The sequence below is a fragment of the Clostridium sp. DL-VIII genome (genome assembly GCF_000230835.1).
In the GTDB taxonomy this organism is placed as follows: domain Bacteria; phylum Bacillota; class Clostridia; order Clostridiales; family Clostridiaceae; genus Clostridium.
Genome location: NZ_CM001240.1, coordinates 3,049,434 through 3,069,055 on the forward strand (window position 1 = coordinate 3,049,434; position 19,622 = coordinate 3,069,055).

The 19,622-nt window shown below is 29.6% G+C and carries 15 protein-coding genes; 12 read left to right on the plus strand and 3 right to left on the minus strand.

Annotated features, from left to right (window positions below; genetic code table 11):
* The first annotated feature begins 180 nt into the window (after positions 1 to 180).
* The 4 genes from CDLVIII_RS13980 to CDLVIII_RS13995 all read left to right on the plus strand — a co-directional run bounded on the left by CDLVIII_RS13980 (position 181) and on the right by CDLVIII_RS13995 (position 4,227).
* Positions 181 to 1,191, plus strand: a complete 1,011-nt coding sequence (locus CDLVIII_RS13980) for an asparaginase (RefSeq protein WP_009170089.1) — start codon at positions 181 to 183, stop codon at positions 1,189 to 1,191.
* A gap of 247 nt (positions 1,192 to 1,438) precedes the next feature.
* Complete coding sequence (locus CDLVIII_RS13985) at positions 1,439 to 2,371, plus strand: metallophosphoesterase (RefSeq protein ID WP_009170090.1); 933 nt, start codon at positions 1,439 to 1,441, stop codon at positions 2,369 to 2,371.
* A gap of 29 nt (positions 2,372 to 2,400) precedes the next feature.
* Positions 2,401 to 3,336 carry a dipeptidase gene (locus tag CDLVIII_RS13990; protein ID WP_035301797.1) on the plus strand — a complete coding sequence of 312 codons (936 nt, stop codon included), beginning with the start codon at positions 2,401 to 2,403 and terminating at the stop codon, positions 3,334 to 3,336.
* Between the two features lie 147 nt (positions 3,337 to 3,483).
* Complete coding sequence (locus CDLVIII_RS13995; RefSeq protein ID WP_009170092.1) at positions 3,484 to 4,227, plus strand: SDR family oxidoreductase; 744 nt, start codon at positions 3,484 to 3,486, stop codon at positions 4,225 to 4,227.
* A gap of 9 nt (positions 4,228 to 4,236) precedes the next feature.
* On the opposite strand, the gene CDLVIII_RS14000 is transcribed toward CDLVIII_RS13995, so the two are convergent.
* Entirely contained in the window at positions 4,237 to 5,745 is a 1,509-nt protein-coding gene (locus CDLVIII_RS14000; protein WP_009170093.1) for a HAMP domain-containing sensor histidine kinase, read from the minus strand.
* The gene (locus CDLVIII_RS14005; RefSeq protein WP_009170094.1) at positions 5,745 to 6,416 is read right to left on the minus strand and encodes a response regulator transcription factor; all 672 of its coding nucleotides are present in this window, start codon (positions 6,414 to 6,416) and stop codon (positions 5,745 to 5,747) included. The genes CDLVIII_RS14000 and CDLVIII_RS14005 overlap by 1 nt, the downstream gene beginning before the upstream one ends.
* A gap of 496 nt (positions 6,417 to 6,912) precedes the next feature.
* Between CDLVIII_RS14005 and CDLVIII_RS14010 the strand changes: the two genes are divergently transcribed.
* The 3 genes from CDLVIII_RS14010 to CDLVIII_RS14020 all read left to right on the plus strand — a co-directional run bounded on the left by CDLVIII_RS14010 (position 6,913) and on the right by CDLVIII_RS14020 (position 9,687).
* Positions 6,913 to 8,154 carry a pitrilysin family protein gene (locus CDLVIII_RS14010; RefSeq protein ID WP_009170095.1) on the plus strand — a complete coding sequence of 414 codons (1,242 nt, stop codon included), beginning with the start codon at positions 6,913 to 6,915 and terminating at the stop codon, positions 8,152 to 8,154.
* A gap of 38 nt (positions 8,155 to 8,192) precedes the next feature.
* Complete coding sequence (recX, locus tag CDLVIII_RS14015) at positions 8,193 to 8,828, plus strand: recombination regulator RecX (protein ID WP_009170096.1); 636 nt, start codon at positions 8,193 to 8,195, stop codon at positions 8,826 to 8,828.
* A 136-nt stretch (positions 8,829 to 8,964) separates the two neighbouring features.
* On the plus strand, positions 8,965 to 9,687 hold the full coding sequence (locus CDLVIII_RS14020) for a transglutaminase-like domain-containing protein (RefSeq protein WP_009170097.1): 723 nt from the start codon (positions 8,965 to 8,967) through the stop codon (positions 9,685 to 9,687).
* A 3-nt stretch (positions 9,688 to 9,690) separates the two neighbouring features.
* Here the strand turns inward: CDLVIII_RS14020 and CDLVIII_RS14025 are convergent, their stop codons facing one another.
* Entirely contained in the window at positions 9,691 to 10,050 is a 360-nt protein-coding gene (locus CDLVIII_RS14025) for a tetratricopeptide repeat protein (protein ID WP_009170098.1), read from the minus strand.
* 160 nt (positions 10,051 to 10,210) lie between these two features.
* On the opposite strand from CDLVIII_RS14025, the gene CDLVIII_RS14030 reads away from it, so the two are divergent.
* The 5 genes from CDLVIII_RS14030 to CDLVIII_RS14050 all read left to right on the plus strand — a co-directional run bounded on the left by CDLVIII_RS14030 (position 10,211) and on the right by CDLVIII_RS14050 (position 19,619).
* A complete protein-coding gene (locus CDLVIII_RS14030; protein WP_009170099.1) occupies positions 10,211 to 14,524 on the plus strand; it encodes a 2-hydroxyacyl-CoA dehydratase in 4,314 nt (1,437 codons plus the stop codon).
* A 364-nt stretch (positions 14,525 to 14,888) separates the two neighbouring features.
* Positions 14,889 to 15,929 (plus strand): phosphodiester glycosidase family protein, encoded by a 1,041-nt coding sequence (locus CDLVIII_RS14035; RefSeq protein WP_009170100.1) that lies wholly within the window; start codon positions 14,889 to 14,891, stop codon positions 15,927 to 15,929.
* A gap of 94 nt (positions 15,930 to 16,023) precedes the next feature.
* Complete coding sequence (locus CDLVIII_RS14040) at positions 16,024 to 17,082, plus strand: hypothetical protein (protein WP_009170101.1); 1,059 nt, start codon at positions 16,024 to 16,026, stop codon at positions 17,080 to 17,082.
* A 202-nt stretch (positions 17,083 to 17,284) separates the two neighbouring features.
* Entirely contained in the window at positions 17,285 to 18,625 is a 1,341-nt protein-coding gene (locus CDLVIII_RS14045; RefSeq protein ID WP_009170102.1) for an MATE family efflux transporter, read from the plus strand.
* Between the two features lie 217 nt (positions 18,626 to 18,842).
* The gene (locus CDLVIII_RS14050) at positions 18,843 to 19,619 is read left to right on the plus strand and encodes a hypothetical protein (protein ID WP_009170103.1); all 777 of its coding nucleotides are present in this window, start codon (positions 18,843 to 18,845) and stop codon (positions 19,617 to 19,619) included.
* Positions 19,620 to 19,622 lie beyond the last annotated feature (3 nt).

Below are 19,622 nucleotides of genomic sequence, written 5' to 3' on the forward strand. Positions count from 1 at the left end.
TAAATATGCTAGTATATAAATATTAATAGTTATAATTTGGCGTGAAAGAGGATAAGTTTATTTATAGTAAAAGAGATACAGTGATATACAATAAGAAATTAATTTAATAGATGTGAGCAGACTTTCAAAATAAAGCAGTTAAGAAACAAAATTTATATAAAAATGTCAGAGGAGGAAGACGTGTTGTTAATTAATAAGAATAATTCTAATCTTAAAAATATAGTTATTTTAGCTACAGGAGGTACTATTGCAGGCACAGGAGAAGAAGGAAAAACAACAAATTATCAGGCAGGTAATTTGGATATACAGACATTAATTAGAAGTGTTTATAATCTTGATAAAATAGCGAATATATATGGTGAACAAATAGCAAATGTAGATAGTAATGATATAACTATTAATCATTGGTTAACACTTGCAAATAAAATAAATGAACTTTCAAAACAAGATGATATAGATGGTTTTGTAATAACTCATGGTACTGATACATTAGAAGAAACAGCATATTTTTTGGATTTAACAGTTAAAACTAACAAGCCGGTGGTAGTAACAGGTGCAATGAGGCCTTCTACTGCTACAAGTGCTGATGGTCCCTTGAATTTATATCAATCAGTGGCACTTGCAGCCAGTGATTTATCCATAGGGCAGGGATGCATGGTTGTATTTTCTGATGGGATTTATAGTGGACGAAACGTTCAAAAGGTAAATACTTTTAAAACCAATGCATTTAGTTCCATAGAATTTGGATGTCTTGGGTATATGAGAGATAACATTCCTTATTTTTTTAATAAGTCTGTAAAGCCACATACGGTATATTCGCAATTTGATATTTCAAAATTAAGTAAATTACCACAGGTTTCTATTGCATATTTTAATATTGATGCTGATCCTTCAATTATCGATTATTTTGCTCAAAGATGTGAGGGGATAGTAATAGCAGGAGCAGGAAGCGGAACTTTTAGTTCAAAATGGTTAGATGAAATTAAGGAATTAGAAGATAAAGGAATTCCTGTTGTGAGATCTTCAAGAATAGGAAGTGGAATAATATTAAAGGATTCAACTATAGATAAATATTCCAACTGTATTCCAAGTTATACATTATCACCTCAAAAAGCTAGAATACTGCTTTCCTTAGCGTTGACTAAAACAAAGGATTATTCTGAAATAGGAAAAATTTTTGCAGAGTACTAAAAGCATATTTAAATTAAGCACATATTAGCAGAGGATAAGAAAATAATTGTTTTTAGATAGTTATTTCATTTCTTAGAGTTAATATGTGCTTAATTTTTAGGTGATATTTTTAGTATGAATATAAAAAATAACAGAAATTTGCTATAATATGCTAAATGAAGAATGCTCAGAAAAATATAAATTGTCACCTATTGGCTAAGATTCATATAATATTATGAAATTAATGTAGTTTTATGGGATTGATATAATGAGTGAACATTGTTCTAAAAGTAAAGATTTTATCAAGAGATTATTAAATGAGGGAAAACTAGTTAAATTTGATGACGACTCAAAAATAGTGATAATAAGTGATGTTCATAGGGGAGATGGAGGATATGCAGATTCATTAAGGCAGAACAGGAATATTTACAAAGCTGCTCTTGGATTTTATTATCAAAACGGATATACTTTAATTGAATTAGGAGATGGGGATGAACTATGGAAAAATAAAAATTGTCTGGATATAGCATATACTTATAAGGATATTTTTGCATTAATGAATAGATTTTATGAGGAGAATAGATTATATTTGGTATTTGGAAATCATGATATAGTTAAATCAAATTCACAATTTATAAAAGATCAAGAAAGACTTTTTGAAGATATGGGACATGGATTTGGACGTGAAATGATTAGTTTATACAGCAGAATAGATTTTTATGAGGGAATCATACTTAGATATGTACCTTCTAATGGTGATATAATTGCATTTCATGGACATCAGGTTGATATAATAAATTGTGATATGTGGAAGACCAGCAGATTTTTGGTTAGATATGTATGGAGATTTATGGAAGGAGTTGCTGGGTTTAAGTCACCAATTAGTCCTGCTAATAATTATGATAAAGGTAGTAAGATAGACGGTATACTTGGAAAGCTTGCACGAGAAGAAAGAAAAGTGATTATCTGCGGGCATACTCATAATGATATATTTCCAGAACCTGACGAAGGAATTTATTTTAATGATGGGTGCTGCGTATTTCCATCAGCAATAACCTGCATTGAAATTATAAATGGAGAAATTTCACTAATCAAATGGGAGATAGAAGTAGGTAATTATGATATTTTATATATTACAAGAAGTATAACCGGAGGACCAGAAAGAATACAAAAATATTTGGATTACGCAAAAACTCTATAGGGAGAATTTTTTGACATGGGGGAATGAAAATGATGTATATAGATTTGCATTGTGATACGGCAGGAAGAATATTTTATGAAAATTTGAACCTTAGAAATGAATTGTGTAAGGTTAACATTGAAAATTTAAAAGTAGGGAGAAACTTAGGGCAGGTATTTGCTTTTTTTATAGATAAAAAATTAAATGATGATCCATATGATGAGTTTATTAATTTATATGATAGATTCATGAAAGAAATTGAAAAGAACTCTAAAGAAATAGAAATTGTGAGAAATAATAAAGAATTATTTTCTGCACAAAGGGATGGTAAAATAGGTGCTTTTCTTTCAATTGAAGGGGGGGAAGTTGTTAAGGGAAATACAGAGATTTTAGAAAAAGTATATAAAATGGGGATAAGAATATTAACAATTACCTGGAATTATAAAAATGAATTGGGTTATCCTAATGTAGAATTTCTTAATAAGAATGAACATTTAACTGAAACAGGGCTTGAAGTAATTGATAAATGTGAAAGCTTAGGCATAATTCCAGACTCATCGCATTTATCTGATGCCGGATTTTATGATTTAATTAGAGTTTGCAAAAAGCCATTTATAGCATCTCACTCTAATGCAAGAGCAATAACAAATCATCCTAGAAATCTAAGTGATGATATGATAAAATTATTAGCTGAAAAAGGTGGTGTAATGGGTTTGAATTTTTGCGCCGATTTTTTAGGTAATAAAAGTGTATCTTCAATAGAAGATATGGTTTTTCACATAAATCACATAAGAAATATAGGTGGAATTGATGTTCTAGCCATTGGCAGTGATTTCGATGGAATAAAAAATGAAGTGGAAATAAAGAATGCCTCAGAATTTGATAAATTGCACGCAGCTCTTAAAGAAAATGATTTTAAAGAAGCAGAAATAGAAAAAATATTTTACAAGAACTCCCTTAGAGTTTTTGAAGAAACGTTAAAATAATAGTGAGTATTTTTAAAATATACAATTATTTATGATAAAGAAGAAAGAAAAAGTATAAGAAGATAAATATGTATACAAGATTGATTAAGTAAAAAAGTTTGATAGGTGGTGAACTCTTAGTAGATAGATATATCACTAAGGAGAATTATGAATAAATTGAGTGGTAAGGTAGCATTGATTACAGGAGCATCAAGAGGTATTGGAAGAGCTATAGCACTAGAACTTGCAAAGGAGGGAGCAAGTGTAGTAATAAATTATTCAAAGGATGACGATGGAGCCAGAGAAACTTTAGAAGAAATTAAAAAAGTAGATGGGTATGGAATTATAGTAAAAGGAAATATTTCATCTTTTAAAAATTGTGAAGCTATCGTTAATGAAGTTATAACTGCAATGGGAAGAATTGATATTTTAATAAATAATGCAGGCATAAGTAAAATAGGTTTATTTATGGACTCTACTGAAGATGAAATAAGCGAGATTGTAAATACTAATTTATTAGGAGCTATGTATTTAACAAAGCATGTGTTGAAGTATATGATTTCAAGGAAACAAGGAAATATAATTAACATTTCTTCAATTTGGGGAGAAACAGGAGCATCATGTGAAGTTCTTTATTCAACAACAAAAGGAGGAATAAACTTATTTACAAAAGCTCTTGCAAAGGAGATTGCTCCATCAAATATAAGAGTAAACTGTATTGCGCCAGGAGTAATAAATACGAAGATGAATTCATTTTTAGGATATGAAGAAAAAAAATCCCTAGAAGAAGAAATTCCTCTAGGAAGATTTGGTGATCCAAGTGAAGTGGGAAGGCTTGCAGTATTTTTAAGCAGTGAAGATTCATCATATATTACAGGGCAAATTATACGTGTAGATGGAGGATTCATTTAGAAGAAAGTTTTATATTTCTTCTTCATCCTCAGATGATACTATTTTTTCAAGATAGAAGTAGAATTCAACTCCTCCATTTATGTTTTGCAGATTAAATTCACTATTATGAAGGTGCAGGATATTTTTTACTATTGATAATCCTATTCCTGTACTATTCTTTTGAGTTCTTTCTCTGGATCTGTCTAGTCTATAAAACTTATCAAAAAGTTTACTTATCTCTTCCTCAGGGATGGTTACACCCATGTTTTGTACGGATATTTTAAATCTATCTAATTTTTCCTCAATGTTTATATTAATATCATTTTTAGGTGGCGTATATTTAATTGCATTTGTTATAAGATTAGTTAAAACCTGCTCCATTTGAAATGGGTCTGCATAAACATAGCTATAAGGTACTGCGGGATTGAAGTTTATGTTAAGCTTATTTTCTTCAAAATCAGGCTTATGTTTATTTAAGACCTTGTTAATTAATCTATTAATATTAAAGGATTCAAAGTTTGGTTTTATAATTCCAGATTCAAGTTTTGAAAGCTCTAACATATTAGTAACTAAAACAGTCATTTTTTTAGATTCATCAATTATGGTCTCTAAATATAAATTGGCATCTTCACCAGATACTATGCCGTCTTTAAGTCCTTCAGCATAACCTTCTATTATCCCAATAGGAGTTTTAAGTTCGTGGCTGACATTTGATATAAAGTCTTTCCGCATATCTTCTAATTGCCGTTCTTTTTCAATATCATCTTCTAATTTCTTATTTTTACTCTGCAAATCGAGGAGTGCAGCTTGAAGATTTTTGGACAGAAAGTTTAGAGATTTGGCGAGGCTCCCTATCTCATCTTCTCTTTCGGTTTCACAAACTTCAGTAAAATTCATTTTAGAAATTTTATTTGCAGCATGAGTTAAATTCACAAGAGGTTTAGATATTAAATTAGAATAAACAAACGAAAGTAGTACTGAAATGACAATCAGACCTATGAATAAATAAATGAAAAATTCACTTATTACCTCAGAAGCTTCCTTTATGGGCTGAATTGGCGAGACACAAAACATAAGACTGTCATTAGAACTATTGATAGACAGAGTACTAATTACTCCAATTTTAGTATTGTTATCAAAGTTTGTATATCCAGTTTTAGAATATTTAACAACTTGATTTATTAAATCTTTATCATCTAATAATTCTTGACCAAAAGCAGCTAAAGTATTAAGGCTTTCATTATCAGTATTGTCAGTATTAGGAAGATATTTGATTTTACCATCCACTGAGGTAACTATAACTTTTGCATTAGTGTCATTTTCAAATTTTTGAAGAGCAATATTTAAATCATGGCTGTTACTAAATTGATAAGAATATAAATCGTGAAATTTATTTACTTCATTAACTAATGAAGTTGTTTTTTTGTAAGAATAAAAACTTTCAAAGAAAACAGCCTGTGCGACATATGCTATAAGCAGCAGTCCTACAACGAGAGATAATGTTATAATAAATAATCTTTTGGATAAATTATACTTCATTATTTAGCCTCGAATTTATAGCCGCTGCCACGTACTGTAACTATAAAATTAGCTTTATCTAACAATTTTTCACGAAGTCTTTTAACATTAGTATCTACAGTACGAATATCACCATAATAATCTATACCCCATACATTATCTAAAATATTATCTCTGGTTAAAGCAATTCCTTCATTAGTAATTAAATATGTTAATAGTTCGTATTCTTTTGGCGATAATATTATTTCTTGTCCATCTATTTTAACTTCATGAGAAAGTTTATTTATAGTAAGGCCTCTAAAATCTTGAAGGCTTGAATCTAAATCTTCTCTTGTCCTTTTTAGAAGAGCTTTGATTTTAGCCATTAAAACTTTTGGACTGAATGGTTTTGTAATATAATCATCAGCACCATAATCGTATCCTTGAAGTTTATCTTCTTCTTCACCTTTTGCAGTAAGAAGAATAACTGGGACAGTTGACGCTTCTCTTAATTTACCAAGCATTGTGAAGCCATCCATAACCGGCATCATTATATCTAAGAGGATTAGATCAATTTTTTGAGTGCTGAATACAAATAAACCTTCTTCTCCATCTGATGCTTCATAAACATTAAAATTTTCTTTAAGTAAATAGTCTCTAAGTAAAAATCTTATTCTTAATTCATCTTCAACGATTAAAATAGATTTCTTCATAAATTATCATCTCCTTCAAAATACATTAAACCCCTAGATAGCTAGCTTTGAACTTAGACTTATGCGGTAAATTGCAAAAATTACAAATAAGTAATGATTCAGCATTAAAGAATAAGTTATAATATTGATTATAACTTATAAATAAGGCAAATATATTACAAATAAATTATTTTGCATGACTTTAAGTTTGATTATTAACAGCCACAAAACATATTTTACAATCTTTTATATTTTCATTGCAAGATTTATTATGTATCTCTATTTAAGAATCCAGCAGTGTAGGAGTTTATATTAATTAATTTATAATATAATAGTATAATTAGCAATATTATTTCTTTCATTATAATATAAACTTATGATTTTTGATTGAAGAAATTGAAAAAATTATGATATTATTATGTGTGGCATAGTTTATGATAAACTAAAATAGATAATGAATATTATTATAAGGTATATTAATTATAAGATTAGATATATGCAGTTTAGGAGAGAAATAATGATAAAATTAAATTTTGATGTAAGGACACATACCTTAAAGAATGGTTTAGAGGTAATAACAATAAATAAAGATACTCAAATAGCGGCAATAAATATTGGAATTAAGGTTGGAGCATTATGCGAAAATATAAAGGAAAAAGGGATAAGCCACTTTATTGAACATACATTATTTAAGGGGACTGTAAATAGAAGTGATGAAGAGCTTAATGAAGAATTAGAAGCATTAGGTGGAGAATATAATGCTTATACAGACTATGATGCTACAGTGTATACAATCAGCTGTTTAGCAGAAGAATTACAAAATGCAGTCGAACTATTAGGAGATATGATTATAAACCCTGAATTTGATGAGGAAGAAATAGAAAAAGAGAGAGGGGTAATACTTTCAGAAATAAAAATGAGCAAAGATGATATAGAAGATTTTAGTTTTAAAAATGTAAATAGAATTGCGTTTACCGAAAGTCCTCTTAAATATGAAGTAACTGGAATTGAGGAAAATGTTTCGGAGTTTACTAGAAAAGAAATAATGTCTTATTATAAGAAATACTATACACCTAAAAATTCAATTATAACTATAGTATCATCTTTAAGTCATGAAGATGCAATAAAATTAATAGAAGAGCAATTCAAAGAATGGTCAGGAGAGAAACCTAAACCTATAGATATAGTAAAGGAAAAAAATAATAATATAGTAGGAATAAGTTATAAAAAAGATATAGAACAAAGTACTATAGTTTATCTATATACTTTTAATGAATTGAAGAAATCAGATGAACTTCCACTTAGAATACTAAACCACAGGTTAGGAGAAAGTTCTAACTCATTGTTATTTAGAGAGATTCGAGAGAAGAGAGGATTAGCTTATGATATATATACTCACTTAGAAATAACCAGTAGTATAAAAACTCTTTATATTTATACTGCAGTAAGTGAGGAAAACATTGATGAAGCTAATAAAGCAATTGATGATACATTAAAGAAAGTAGCTGATGGAGAGATTCAAATAGGTGACAAAGATTTAAATATTATGAAGAAGGTTCATAAGACAGCCGTAATATCAACATTGGAAGATCCGGCAGAATTATGCAATTATATTTTACATCAAGCATTAGATGATGAAGATATATTTGAATTTGTTAAGGATATGGAAAGATTAAATAACCTTGATATAATCAAAATTAATGAAGTTGGGAAAAAAGTTTTAAAAAATCCAACAATACATATATTAAAATCTAATTAATATATATATTGAAAGTATAAGTAAAGGTGAAAAATATCATGTCAAAAATTACAAAAATAGAAGTTCAAAAAAGAAATAAAGAAAGAGTTAATTTATTTTTGGATGGGGAATATGCCTTTTCGATTTCAGCGGAATTAGTTTATAAGGAAGGTCTTAAGATTAGTTCAGAAATTGATGAAGAAAAAGTTAAAAGCATAGCCAAAAGTGAAAATTATATTAAGTGTAAGGAATCTGCTTTAAGAATAATTGAACGAAATTTAAAAACGGAAAAAGAAGTAAGAGAGAAATTAAAGTTAAAAGGATATGACGATAATTCGATAGAAAAAAGTATTGAATTTCTTAAAGAATATAATTTCGTAAATGATAGAGCGTATACAAAAGCATTTGTAAATGATAAATTGAAAACAATGGGAAGTCAGAAAATAAAATATTCATTAATTCAAAAAGGAATAGCTAAGGAAGTTATAGAAGAGGAATTATCTAATTTAAACAAAGAAAATGAAAGGAATATAGCACTAAATATAGCAAAGAAAAAATTAAGCACTATAAAAAAGACGGAAAATGATAATTATAAAATTTCTGGCAAATTATATAGATTTTTGGTTTCAAAAGGATATGGAAGCGATATTGTAAATGGCGTTGTTAAAGAGGTTATGTCTTTAGAAGAATTTTAACAAAATAGCACTATAAACATTATATTTGAAGACATAAATTAAGTAAGAAGAGTTTCTTTTATATGCGAAAAGTTATTATTTTTGTTATAATGGTAATATGATAGGGTGAGAATTTATTGATGGGGGGAAGAAAATCATGAATGGAAACAAATTTAGATTAGTGATTGCTGGGATTGTTGCAGGCTGTATTCAAGTAAGTATAATTATTGGAATGTTAGTTATACCAAGTGGGATAGTTAATTCTAAAATCATGAATTTGTTCTCAGACGGTGGTCTAAGTCAAGAGTATTCATCTAATAAATCTGATAAAAATGAAATTAAAACATTTTTTAAAAAATTGACATTAGGTCAAAAGGATCAAGCTAGGGAAGTTATTCTTTATAATGGAATTACCATAGATGAAGGAGTAAAATCAAATGAAGAGATTAATAATGAGGCTGCTTTGTTAACTCAAAATTCGAAAAGTGATAGAGAAAAAGCTAAAATTTTATATACCTGGGTGGGAAGTAATATAAAGTATGATGATAATAAGGCTGATGAGGTATTAAAGGGTAGCGATATTCAAAAAATGCCAGAAGGTGGCGCAATTTCTGCTTTTAAAAGTAGAAGTGGAATATGCTTTGATGAAGCATGTCTCTATGTAGCGATGGCGAGAGCTTCAGGCCTTAAAGTAAGGTTAGTAGGTGGACAGGCATATAATGGGGAAGAATATGTAGGACATGCATGGAATCAAGTTTATTTAAGCGATGAAGGAAAATGGATAAATGTAGATCCAACATTTTATGATGGGGGAAATTACTTTGATTCCAATTTGTTTGACCAACATAAAGAAGAGGAAGTTGCTGGGGAATGGCAATAAAAATTAATTTACTTTTTTTTGGAGCTTTGAAATAATAACATCGATGGCTTTTTCACAGTCTTTATCAGCGGGATCTATAGACCAGGCAAGATTGAAAAGACGTAAAGCCGTATCAAGGCATTCTTTCATAACATAGCAGTAACCAAGATTAAAGAAATATTTACTTTCATGACTAATTGAAATTGCTTTGTTTAACATTATGATGGCATCATCAAAGTTTTTTAGTTTAATAAAGCAAACTCCACAATTATAGTATGAACAAGCTTTGTTTGTATTTTCAGATGCAGATTTTTTATAGTAAGCAATAGCTTTCTCATAGTCTTGACTATTGTAAAATTTATTTCCTTCATTAAAGTAATTCATTTGTAACCTCCAAAAGCAAAATTATAAGTTTTAACTAGAATACTTTATGATTATAGACAATAGTTTAAATAACTATACATATGGACTTATTTTTAAATAATATTAGATTATAGTAACAATATAAACGTATTGAAAAAATAGAGTAGGTGAATAATAAAATATGACAAATTATAAAATTGGATTAGATATAGGATCAACAACAGTGAAATTAGCGGTTCTTGATAATGATAATAGTTTAATTTATAGCAAATATAAAAGGCATTTTTCAGATGTAAGAAGTACTATTGTTGGTTTAATAACTGAATGTTACCAAACATTAGGAGATATTAGCTGCAAGATTAATATAACTGGTTCGGGAGGACTATCTGTATCTAAGTGGTTAAGTCTTGGTTTTGTTCAAGAAGTAATTGCGTGTTCAAAAACAGTTGAAACATTTATTCCGAGAACTGATGTTGTAATAGAGCTTGGTGGAGAAGATGCCAAGATAACATACTTTAAAGGTGGAATAGAGCAAAGAATGAATGGAAGCTGTGCCGGGGGGACCGGAGCTTTTATTGATCAAATGGCAGTACTATTAAATACGGATGCATTGGGTCTTAACGAATATGCTAAAGAATATACAGTATTGTACCCAATAGCTTCAAGGTGTGGAGTTTTTGCTAAAACAGATGTACAACCTTTAATAAATGAAGGGGCTAAAAAGAGTGATATAGCAGCATCAATATTCCAAGCAGTAGTAAACCAAACTATTAGTGGACTCGCTTGCGGTAAACCTATAAGAGGAAATGTAGCTTTTCTTGGAGGGCCACTATTCTTCTTATCAGAATTAAGAAATAGATTTATAGAAACTTTAAATTTAAGTGGAGATCAAATTATTGCTCCAGAAAATTCTCAGCTTTTTGTTGCAATGGGAGCTGCTCTTTTGGCAGAAAAGGAACCAATAACATCTTTAGAACAAATAGCAGATAAAATTGCTCATATCTCTAAAGTAAAAGATGATACAGATCAAAGACTTGAACCATTATTTAAGAGCGATGAAGACTATAAAAAATTTAAAAATAGACATGACAATGCTGTAGTAAAAAGAGGAGAACTTAATAACTACAAAGGACGAGCATACTTGGGTATTGATGCAGGATCTACAACAACTAAGATTGCACTTATAGGAGAAGATTCTGAATTGTTATACTCCTTCTATGGAAGTAATGAAGGAAGCCCATTAAAGAAAGTTGTTCGCATAATTAAAGATTTATATGAAAAGCTTCCAGAAGACATTGAAATTGTAAATTCCACAGTTACAGGTTATGGAGAAGCTTTAATTAAGGCAGCTCTTCATATAGATATTGGTGAAATTGAAACAATTGCTCACTACAAGGCTGCAGATTATTTCTTACCGGGAGTAGATTTTATCTTGGATATAGGTGGACAAGATATGAAATGCATTAAAATAAAAAATGGTGCAATAGATAGTATAATATTAAATGAAGCTTGTTCATCAGGGTGCGGTTCATTTATTGAAAGTTTTGCTAAGTCATTAGATATGAAGGTTGAAGATTTCGCAAAGGAAGCAATTCGCTCAAAAGCACCAGTAGACTTGGGCTCTAGATGTACTGTATTTATGAATTCTAGAGTTAAGCAGTCACAAAAGGAAGGTGCTGAGATTTCAGATATTTCAGCTGGACTTTCATATTCAGTTATAAAAAATGCTTTATATAAAGTAATAAAGTTAAGAGATGAAAAAGATATAGGTGAAAAGGTAATAGTACAAGGTGGAACTTTTTATAATGAGGCTGTACTTAGAAGTTTTGAACTCATTTCTGGAAGAGAAGCTATAAGGCCAGATATATCAGGATTAATGGGAGCTTTTGGATGTGCACTTATAGCAAAGGATAGATATGTTGAAGAAACTAAATCAACTTTGTTGCCAAAAGAGAAAATCAATAAATTTGAAATGACATCATCGTTTAGAAGATGTGGTAAGTGTGGAAATAACTGCTTACTAACTATAAATAAATTTTCTACTGAAGAAGAATTTATTTCTGGAAATAGGTGTGAAAGAGGACTTGGAATAGAGAAGTCTAAAGAGAATAAATTGCCAAACTTATATGACTACAAATATAAGAGAACATTTAATTATAAGCCACTTAAAGAGGAAGAAGCAAAGCGTGGAGTAATAGGGATTCCTAGAGTTTTAAATATGTATGAAAATTACCCATTTTGGTTTACATTGTTAACTAACTTAGGATTCAGCGTTAAGCTTTCAGCACATTCAAACAAAAAAATATATGAACTTGGAATTGAAACAATTCCTTCAGAGTCAGCATGTTATCCAGCTAAACTTGCTCATGGACATATAATGAATTTAATAAACAGGGGAATTAAAAATATATTCTATCCTTGTATATCGTATGAGAAAAAAGAATTTGAAGAGGCCCAAAATCATTATAACTGTCCTATGGTAACTTCTTATCCAGAATCAATTAAAAATAATATGGATGAATTGAAGCTTAATAATATTAACTTTATGGAGCCATTTTTATCTTTAGATAATGATAAAGAACTTGTTAAAAGAATCGCTCACGAATTTAAGATGTTTAATGTTACCCTAGATGAGGCTAAAGAAGCAGTTGAAGCAGCAAGTAAGGAAAGAGAAGCATATAAACAAGATATAAGAAATAAGGGTGAAGAAGTCCTTGAGTATTTAAGAAAAAATAATAAAAAGGGAATTGTATTATGTGGAAGACCATATCATATAGATCCAGAAATAAATCATGGTATTCCTGATATTATAACTTCTTTTGATATGGCTGTATTAACTGAAGACAGTGTATCTCATTTAGGAAGATTAAAGGATAAATTAAGAGTTGTAGATCAGTGGATGTATCATTCAAGATTATATAGGGCAGCAGCTTTTGTAGCTGATGAGCCATGCACAGAAATAATTCAGTTAAACTCTTTCGGTTGTGGATTAGATGCTGTTACAACAGATCAAGTTTCAGAAATTATCTCATCAAAAGGAAAGATATATACAGTATTAAAGATAGATGAAGGAAATAATTTAGGAGCAGCTAAAATAAGAATAAGATCATTAAAAGCTGCTGTGGATGAGAGAGAAAGAAAGAATTATAAACCAGTTGAAGAAAAGATAGTTTATAATAATCCAGTATTTACACCAGAAATGAGAAAAACTCATACAATTTTATGTCCTCAAATGTCACCAATTCATTTTGAATTGATAGAAACAGCTGCGAGAGCAGCAGGATATAATTTAGAGGTTATGCCTTCAATGGATATGAAAGCTGTTGATGAAGGATTAAAATATGTTAACAATGATGCTTGTTATCCCTCAATAATAGTTGTTGGGCAGATAGTTGAAGCTCTTAAATCGGGAAAATATGATTTGAATAGTACTGCAGTTATAATGTCTCAAACTGGAGGGGGATGCAGAGCTACTAACTATATTGGTTTTATAAAGCTTGCTTTAAAACATGCTGGCTTTGAAAATATTCCAATTATATCGTTAAATGCGGTTGGTCTTGAAAAGCAGCCAGGATTTAAGATTACATTGAAGCTGCTTCATAGAGCAATAATGTCATTGGTTTATGGTGACTTATTTATGCGTGTTCTATATAGAACAAGGCCTTATGAAAAAGTTAAAGGATCTGCAAATGAACTTCATAGAAAATGGGCTGAAAGAGTTAAAGCTAATTTAATAAATGGAAGTAAGAAAGAATTTAATAAAAATATAAAAGAAATAATTAGTGACTTTGATAATCTGCCATTATTAAATATTAAGAAACCAAGAGTTGGAGTCGTTGGGGAGATTTTAGTTAAATTCCATCCAACAGCTAATAATGATGTAGTAGGAATTTTGGAAAGTGAGGGAGCGGAAGCAGTTGTTCCAGATCTTTTAGATTTCTTTTTCTATTCAGCTTTTGATGCTGATTTTAAAGCTAAATATCTTGCAGGCAGCAAAATGACAAGAAATTTGAGTAATGCTGCAATTATATATATAGAGTCATATAGAAAAACTATGAAAAAAGCTTTAGAAAATAGTGAAAGGTTCTCTAAGCCAAAACACATAAAAGAACTAGCAAATATGGCATCACCTATACTCTCACTTGGAAATCAAACAGGTGAAGGATGGTTTTTAACTGCTGAAATGATAGAGCTTATAGAAAGTGGAGCATCTAATATAGTATGCCTTCAACCTTTTGCCTGCTTGCCTAATCATGTAACAGGAAAAGGAATGATTAAAGCATTAAAGGAAAGATATCCTAAGTCTAATATAGTGGCTATAGATTATGATCCAGGTGCCTCAAATGTAAATCAATTAAACAGAATCAAATTAATGCTATCTGTTGCGTTTAAGAATTTAGAAGAAGAAGTTAAACTTCAAAAGGAGCATCAAGAAAGTACTCACAAGCATTCATTTCCAAATGAAATAGGCTTGACACTAGAGGATAATATCTAAAATGTAATAGAAAAGTTTATATTTAGATAATAGTTTATTATATTTAAAAAATATATTTAATAATTATATTTAAAATTAATGCACAATGTACAAAATATATATTATAGATATTGTACATTGTGCATATAATTTTTGCTTAAGTAATGTGAAAATTTAAAGGTATCATTTTTAATATTAATAAAACTGTTTTATAGTTGATTTATAAATGCAGAGTATATATAGTAAGATATATGGAAACATGGCGAAAAACAAGTTTACTACATGCAAGTTGATTATGGAATAAACTGGTTAGAAGTTTTAGAATATTAATCTGCAATATATATAATGGTTAGAATTTTTAAATGAAAACAACTTGGAGGTAATTATGGGCACGCAAAATAGTAAGCTAGTAAAAGAACAACCAAAGAAAAAGGGATTTAGTATATTAGTATTTTTTGCAGGGATAATTTATATAGTTCTTTTTTTAAGTATAAGTACCCCACTTGTATTACTTTTTGGACCATATGAAAATACGCGCAAGGTTTTTGTATCAACTTTGCTTGGAACGAGGCATGCTTACTTATTAACTGATTTCTTATCGCAAGATAAGATAAATGAAATTTTAGGAGTTAATGAAGCAGCAGAAGAAACAAATGAAGATACAGCTAAGGAAAGCGCTACAGATTTAAACAAAGTTCAAGTTAAATATACAAGTGGAAATGAAATTACCAGATACGATATACATACGGATAGATATAATGGATATGTGCTAGAAATAAAAAATCCATTGGGTGTCAGAGTGGCAATGACGAAGTATTTAGGGAAAATGGGACAAAAGACAAGTGAAATGGCTGAGGAACATAATGCTATTGCTGCTATTAATGGAGGAGCTTTTGTTGATAAATCTTCAGATGGAACTTTATATGCAGGAACAGGAGCCGTTCCAGGTGGATTTGTAATATCAGGAGGAAAACTTATATATCCTCAAAGCAATGTAAAAAGAGATAATGTAGAAAATGTTATAGCTTTTACTAAAGAAGGCAAGCTTATTGTTGGAGATCATACTCTTGCAGAATTGCAGAAATTAAACGTACAGGAAGCAATGTGTTTTAGAAGACCTAATATTATCATTAATGGAGAACCACAAGTAAAAGACAAAAATGCAGATGGTTTAAATCCTAGAACAGCAGTTGGACAAAAAGAAGACGGAACTGTAATTTTTTTGGTCATTGATGGTAGAAAAATTACTGCTCCAGGAGCAAGCCTATATGATGTTCAGCAAATTATGTTAGATAGAGGTGCCATTAATGCTGGTGCTCTTGATGGTGGCTATTCATCGACAATGTATTATAAGGGAGATGTAATAAATTCTCCAAATGCTTGGGATGGAGAAAGATCTGTTGCTACTGCATTTTATGTTGAATAAAGTATAACTTTCTTATCGAATCTCAAGTTATGGTTAACATTATATTAGTAAAGTGGAGATAGGAATAAGAAGTATTTTTAGGAGAGGATTAAGTATGAAAAACCTGGTAAGAATAATTGCATGGACACTTATGGCGTTAGTAATTCAGCAAGGTATATTTTTATATATAGAGAATGTATATTTAGCTTCAGATGTAAAAATACAGGCTGAGAAAGTTGAAGAAAAGGAAACTACTCCAGAGCAAAAAAATGAGATTGATATAAAAAATGGTGTAGATAAAGTTTCAGTATCATCAGATGGAAGATTCGCTGCTTATTTAGATGATAGCAAACTTAAAGTATTAGATAGCAATGATAATAGTGAAAAAGAATTTCAAAGTGAAGATAACGGAAAAGTAGTATTTTATAAATGGTTAACAAATGAAAATAGTATAATTGTTATTCAGCAAGTACAAACCAATAACGGATCTTATTTTGAACCAGTATCATTTAATGCACAAAAAGGTGAAACAAGACAACTAACAGATTTTAATTATAATGAATTAAATATAAATGTAAATAAAGGTGACACAGTTGATGATGTAATATTTTCTACTGCAACTCATACTCTTTATATAAAAGTGAAAAAGACAAGTGGAAAGAGCGATTTATATTATGCAAATATAATGAATGAATTGGAAAAGGTAAGATCAAACAAGGAAATAGGAAATGTGGTGGTACCAACAACAAGTACAAATGCAGTGATGGAAATGGGGAATGGGGCAACTATATTAAATGGCCCGGATATAGAAATACCTAATGTTCAAGTTAAGAGGGTATTAGGCAGTGATGTTAATGATAATGTATATTTTGGAGAAGAGGTAAGTGGCAAGATAACCAAAATATATTATAAAGTATTAAATAATGAAAAATCTCAATGGCATACATTAACTCTACAAAGTCCAGTAGCAAGAGAAGATATAATAATCGATTATTCAGGAGATGTTTACATAAATGATAAAGCCTCAAATAGTGTTTCAGAGCTTATAGGTAAAAAGACCATTAAGTATGAAGGCGAATTATTACAGTCATATTCAAAAGGGATTATATCTAAAAGTGGAAATAAGCTTATAAAGAACGAAGTCCCAGAAAATAGAATATCTATTAATAATTAAAAATTTGAATTTTTATAATTAAGTATAAAGCATATACATATTTATTCTAAGAAGTTTTAGAAAGGTTTTAGGATAAGTATGTATTTTATTTAAAAATTTAAAATATGTGGTATAATTAACTAGTAATTGTGAAAACGTGAACAAAAGAAGCAATTTTCATGCAATTGAATATGATGATTGTAAGGAAGGATGATGTTGTCTAGTGCTTATAAGGAAAAATATATTGAAGCTTGCAATACCAATAATGGTGGAGCAGACTTTTGTTATGCTGCTAGGAGTGTGTAATACCATGATGGCAGGACATATTGGGAAAGAAGCCGTTTCAGCTATTGGAATGGTCGATTCAATAAATAACTTATTTATAGCTTTTTTTGCGGCATTATCAGTTGGAGCAACTGTAGTTGTCGCACAAGAAATTGGACAAGGCTATACTAAAAGGGCTAATGAGACTGCAAAACAGGCTATAGTGTCTGGAATTGCAGTTTCAGTGACTATAACCTTGCTTCTATGGATTTTACGGATTCCGGTGATAAATTTTCTTTATGGATCTGCAGAAGAATTAGTAAAATCAGATGCAAAATTATATATAGAATTTACATTGTTAACTTATCCACTTATAGCACTTGATCAAATTGCTAATGGGATACTTAGAGGAACTGGAGATACTAAAACACCGATGTACATCTCTATGTTTATGAATATAGTGAATATAATTTTAGGATACACATTGATATATGGAGTAGATCTCTTACATATACCTCCATTTGGAATAATGGGAGCTGCTATGGCCATAGCTATTGCTAGGACAATAGGAGCAATAATTATAATAATAGTTCTAATTAGAGGAAGCAAAAATATAAAAATTGATAAAATATATCCGTTTAAATTTAATTTGAAAATACAAAAGGATATATTCAATATAGGAATACCAGCAGGAATGGAACAGGTGATTTTTCAAATGGGCAAGTTACTTGTACAAGTATTTATAGTTACAATGGGAACAGCGTCTATTGCGGCTAATGCTATTACAATGTCCATAACACAAATAATAAATGTTCCAGGAAATGCACTTTGCTTAGCTGCCACAACTTTAGTTGGGCAATATGTTGGACGAGATGATATAAAAGGAGCAAAAAGTACATTATTTTATTTGGCAAAATTCGCAACTGTCTGTCTAGTAACGGTTGGAGCTATATTTGTTCCTATTTCAGGATGGGTAGCGAGTTTCTATACAAGCGATCCAGAGGTAATAAGGCTTACATCAATCCTTCTTACAAGTAATAGCATAGCAGTTTTATTTTGGGCAAGTTCATTTGTAGTTTCATCAGGACTCAAAGGAGCAGGAGATACTAGATATACTATGCTGACCGCATTTATAGGTATGTGGATATTTAGAATATGTTTGGGATATGTTTTAGGAATATTGCTTAAGGTTGGAATTCTTGGAATATGGATTGCAATGTATACCGATTGGTTTGTTCGTGGAACAATGTATTTGATTAGACTTAGGGGAACTAAATGGCTTAAACATAGGCTGATATAGATAAGTAATATGTAAATTTACGGACGGTAACATAGTATTTATGTAAATTTAAGTTATAATGTTGATAAAAATGTATTATAATAAAAATAATAAGAAATAATATATTAAAAATACAAAAAATATTTTAGAGAATGAAGACAGTAAGAAATAAGGTATAGAAGAATAATACAATGCATAAAAATATTTAATGATTTTAGGGGAAAAGGGGAAGTGATTCATGGATAAAAATAAAAAGTTTAAATTGATTGGTGCTGGTTTAGGAGTTGGAACAATGGCAGCTTTAAGTAGTGTAATAGCTGTAGTTGCACATAAAAAATTTAAAGAAAATAAAGCCCAAAATATTTCAGAAAAAAATGAATACATTACAGGTAATATTAGAAAATATGGAACATTATATTTAGATGATGAAAAGATGAAGAATCCAGTAGACTTCATAGAGTTTAGTGATATTCCAGAATATAATGGTCAAAAAATAGAAATAGGAAATTCGGATGGAAATAATGAAAATAAGTTGTCATGGGTAGAAATAGATGATAATGGCAAAAAACTTTTAATATGTGACAGAAATATTATTAAAGGAATTTCATGGAATGAATTAAATAAGCAAAATTTAATTTTTGGTAAAGTAGTAATGATAGAAGATAAGAAATATATTTTAAGACTTTTGTCTGGTTATAGTGAAAAGAAAAATCATAAAGCTAATGAATGGGATAAATATATAGTAAATACTGATAAAATTAGCGGATTACCTAAAAATAGTGCTATCGATGCAGATATAAATTCAAAACAGGATAGTGAGAAAAAATTAAATGGAGAAAATAATAAGCTTTGGCATTGGTATAAGTTTTCCAGTTTTACACAAAGTGAAGAATTGCAAAGTGAGAAGTTTTGTATAATAAGAGGATTTTATGCTACACTATATTCAAGTCAATCCATTAAAGATTTAAGATATGAAACAGTTGGTTATAGACCAGTTTTAGAGTTAGTAGAATAATAG

Excerpts from the sequence above, each read along its gene's own strand:
- CDLVIII_RS13985 (WP_009170090.1), top strand. The coding sequence starts at position 1,439 with ATGAGTGAACATTGTTCTAAAAGTAAAGATTTTATCAAGAGATTATTA.
- CDLVIII_RS13990 (WP_035301797.1), top strand. The coding sequence starts at position 2,401 with ATGATGTATATAGATTTGCATTGTGATACGGCAGGAAGAATATTTTAT.
- CDLVIII_RS13995 (WP_009170092.1), top strand. The coding sequence starts at position 3,484 with ATGAATAAATTGAGTGGTAAGGTAGCATTGATTACAGGAGCATCAAGA.
- CDLVIII_RS14000 (WP_009170093.1), bottom strand. The coding sequence starts at position 5,745 with ATGAAGTATAATTTATCCAAAAGATTATTTATTATAACATTATCTCTC.
- CDLVIII_RS14005 (WP_009170094.1), bottom strand. The coding sequence starts at position 6,416 with ATGAAGAAATCTATTTTAATCGTTGAAGATGAATTAAGAATAAGATTT.
- CDLVIII_RS14010 (WP_009170095.1), top strand. The coding sequence starts at position 6,913 with ATGATAAAATTAAATTTTGATGTAAGGACACATACCTTAAAGAATGGT.
- recX (WP_009170096.1), top strand. The coding sequence starts at position 8,193 with ATGTCAAAAATTACAAAAATAGAAGTTCAAAAAAGAAATAAAGAAAGA.
- CDLVIII_RS14020 (WP_009170097.1), top strand. The coding sequence starts at position 8,965 with ATGAATGGAAACAAATTTAGATTAGTGATTGCTGGGATTGTTGCAGGC.
- CDLVIII_RS14025 (WP_009170098.1), bottom strand. The coding sequence starts at position 10,050 with ATGAATTACTTTAATGAAGGAAATAAATTTTACAATAGTCAAGACTAT.
- CDLVIII_RS14030 (WP_009170099.1), top strand. The coding sequence starts at position 10,211 with ATGACAAATTATAAAATTGGATTAGATATAGGATCAACAACAGTGAAA.
- CDLVIII_RS14035 (WP_009170100.1), top strand. The coding sequence starts at position 14,889 with ATGGGCACGCAAAATAGTAAGCTAGTAAAAGAACAACCAAAGAAAAAG.
- CDLVIII_RS14040 (WP_009170101.1), top strand. The coding sequence starts at position 16,024 with ATGAAAAACCTGGTAAGAATAATTGCATGGACACTTATGGCGTTAGTA.
- CDLVIII_RS14050 (WP_009170103.1), top strand. The coding sequence starts at position 18,843 with ATGGATAAAAATAAAAAGTTTAAATTGATTGGTGCTGGTTTAGGAGTT.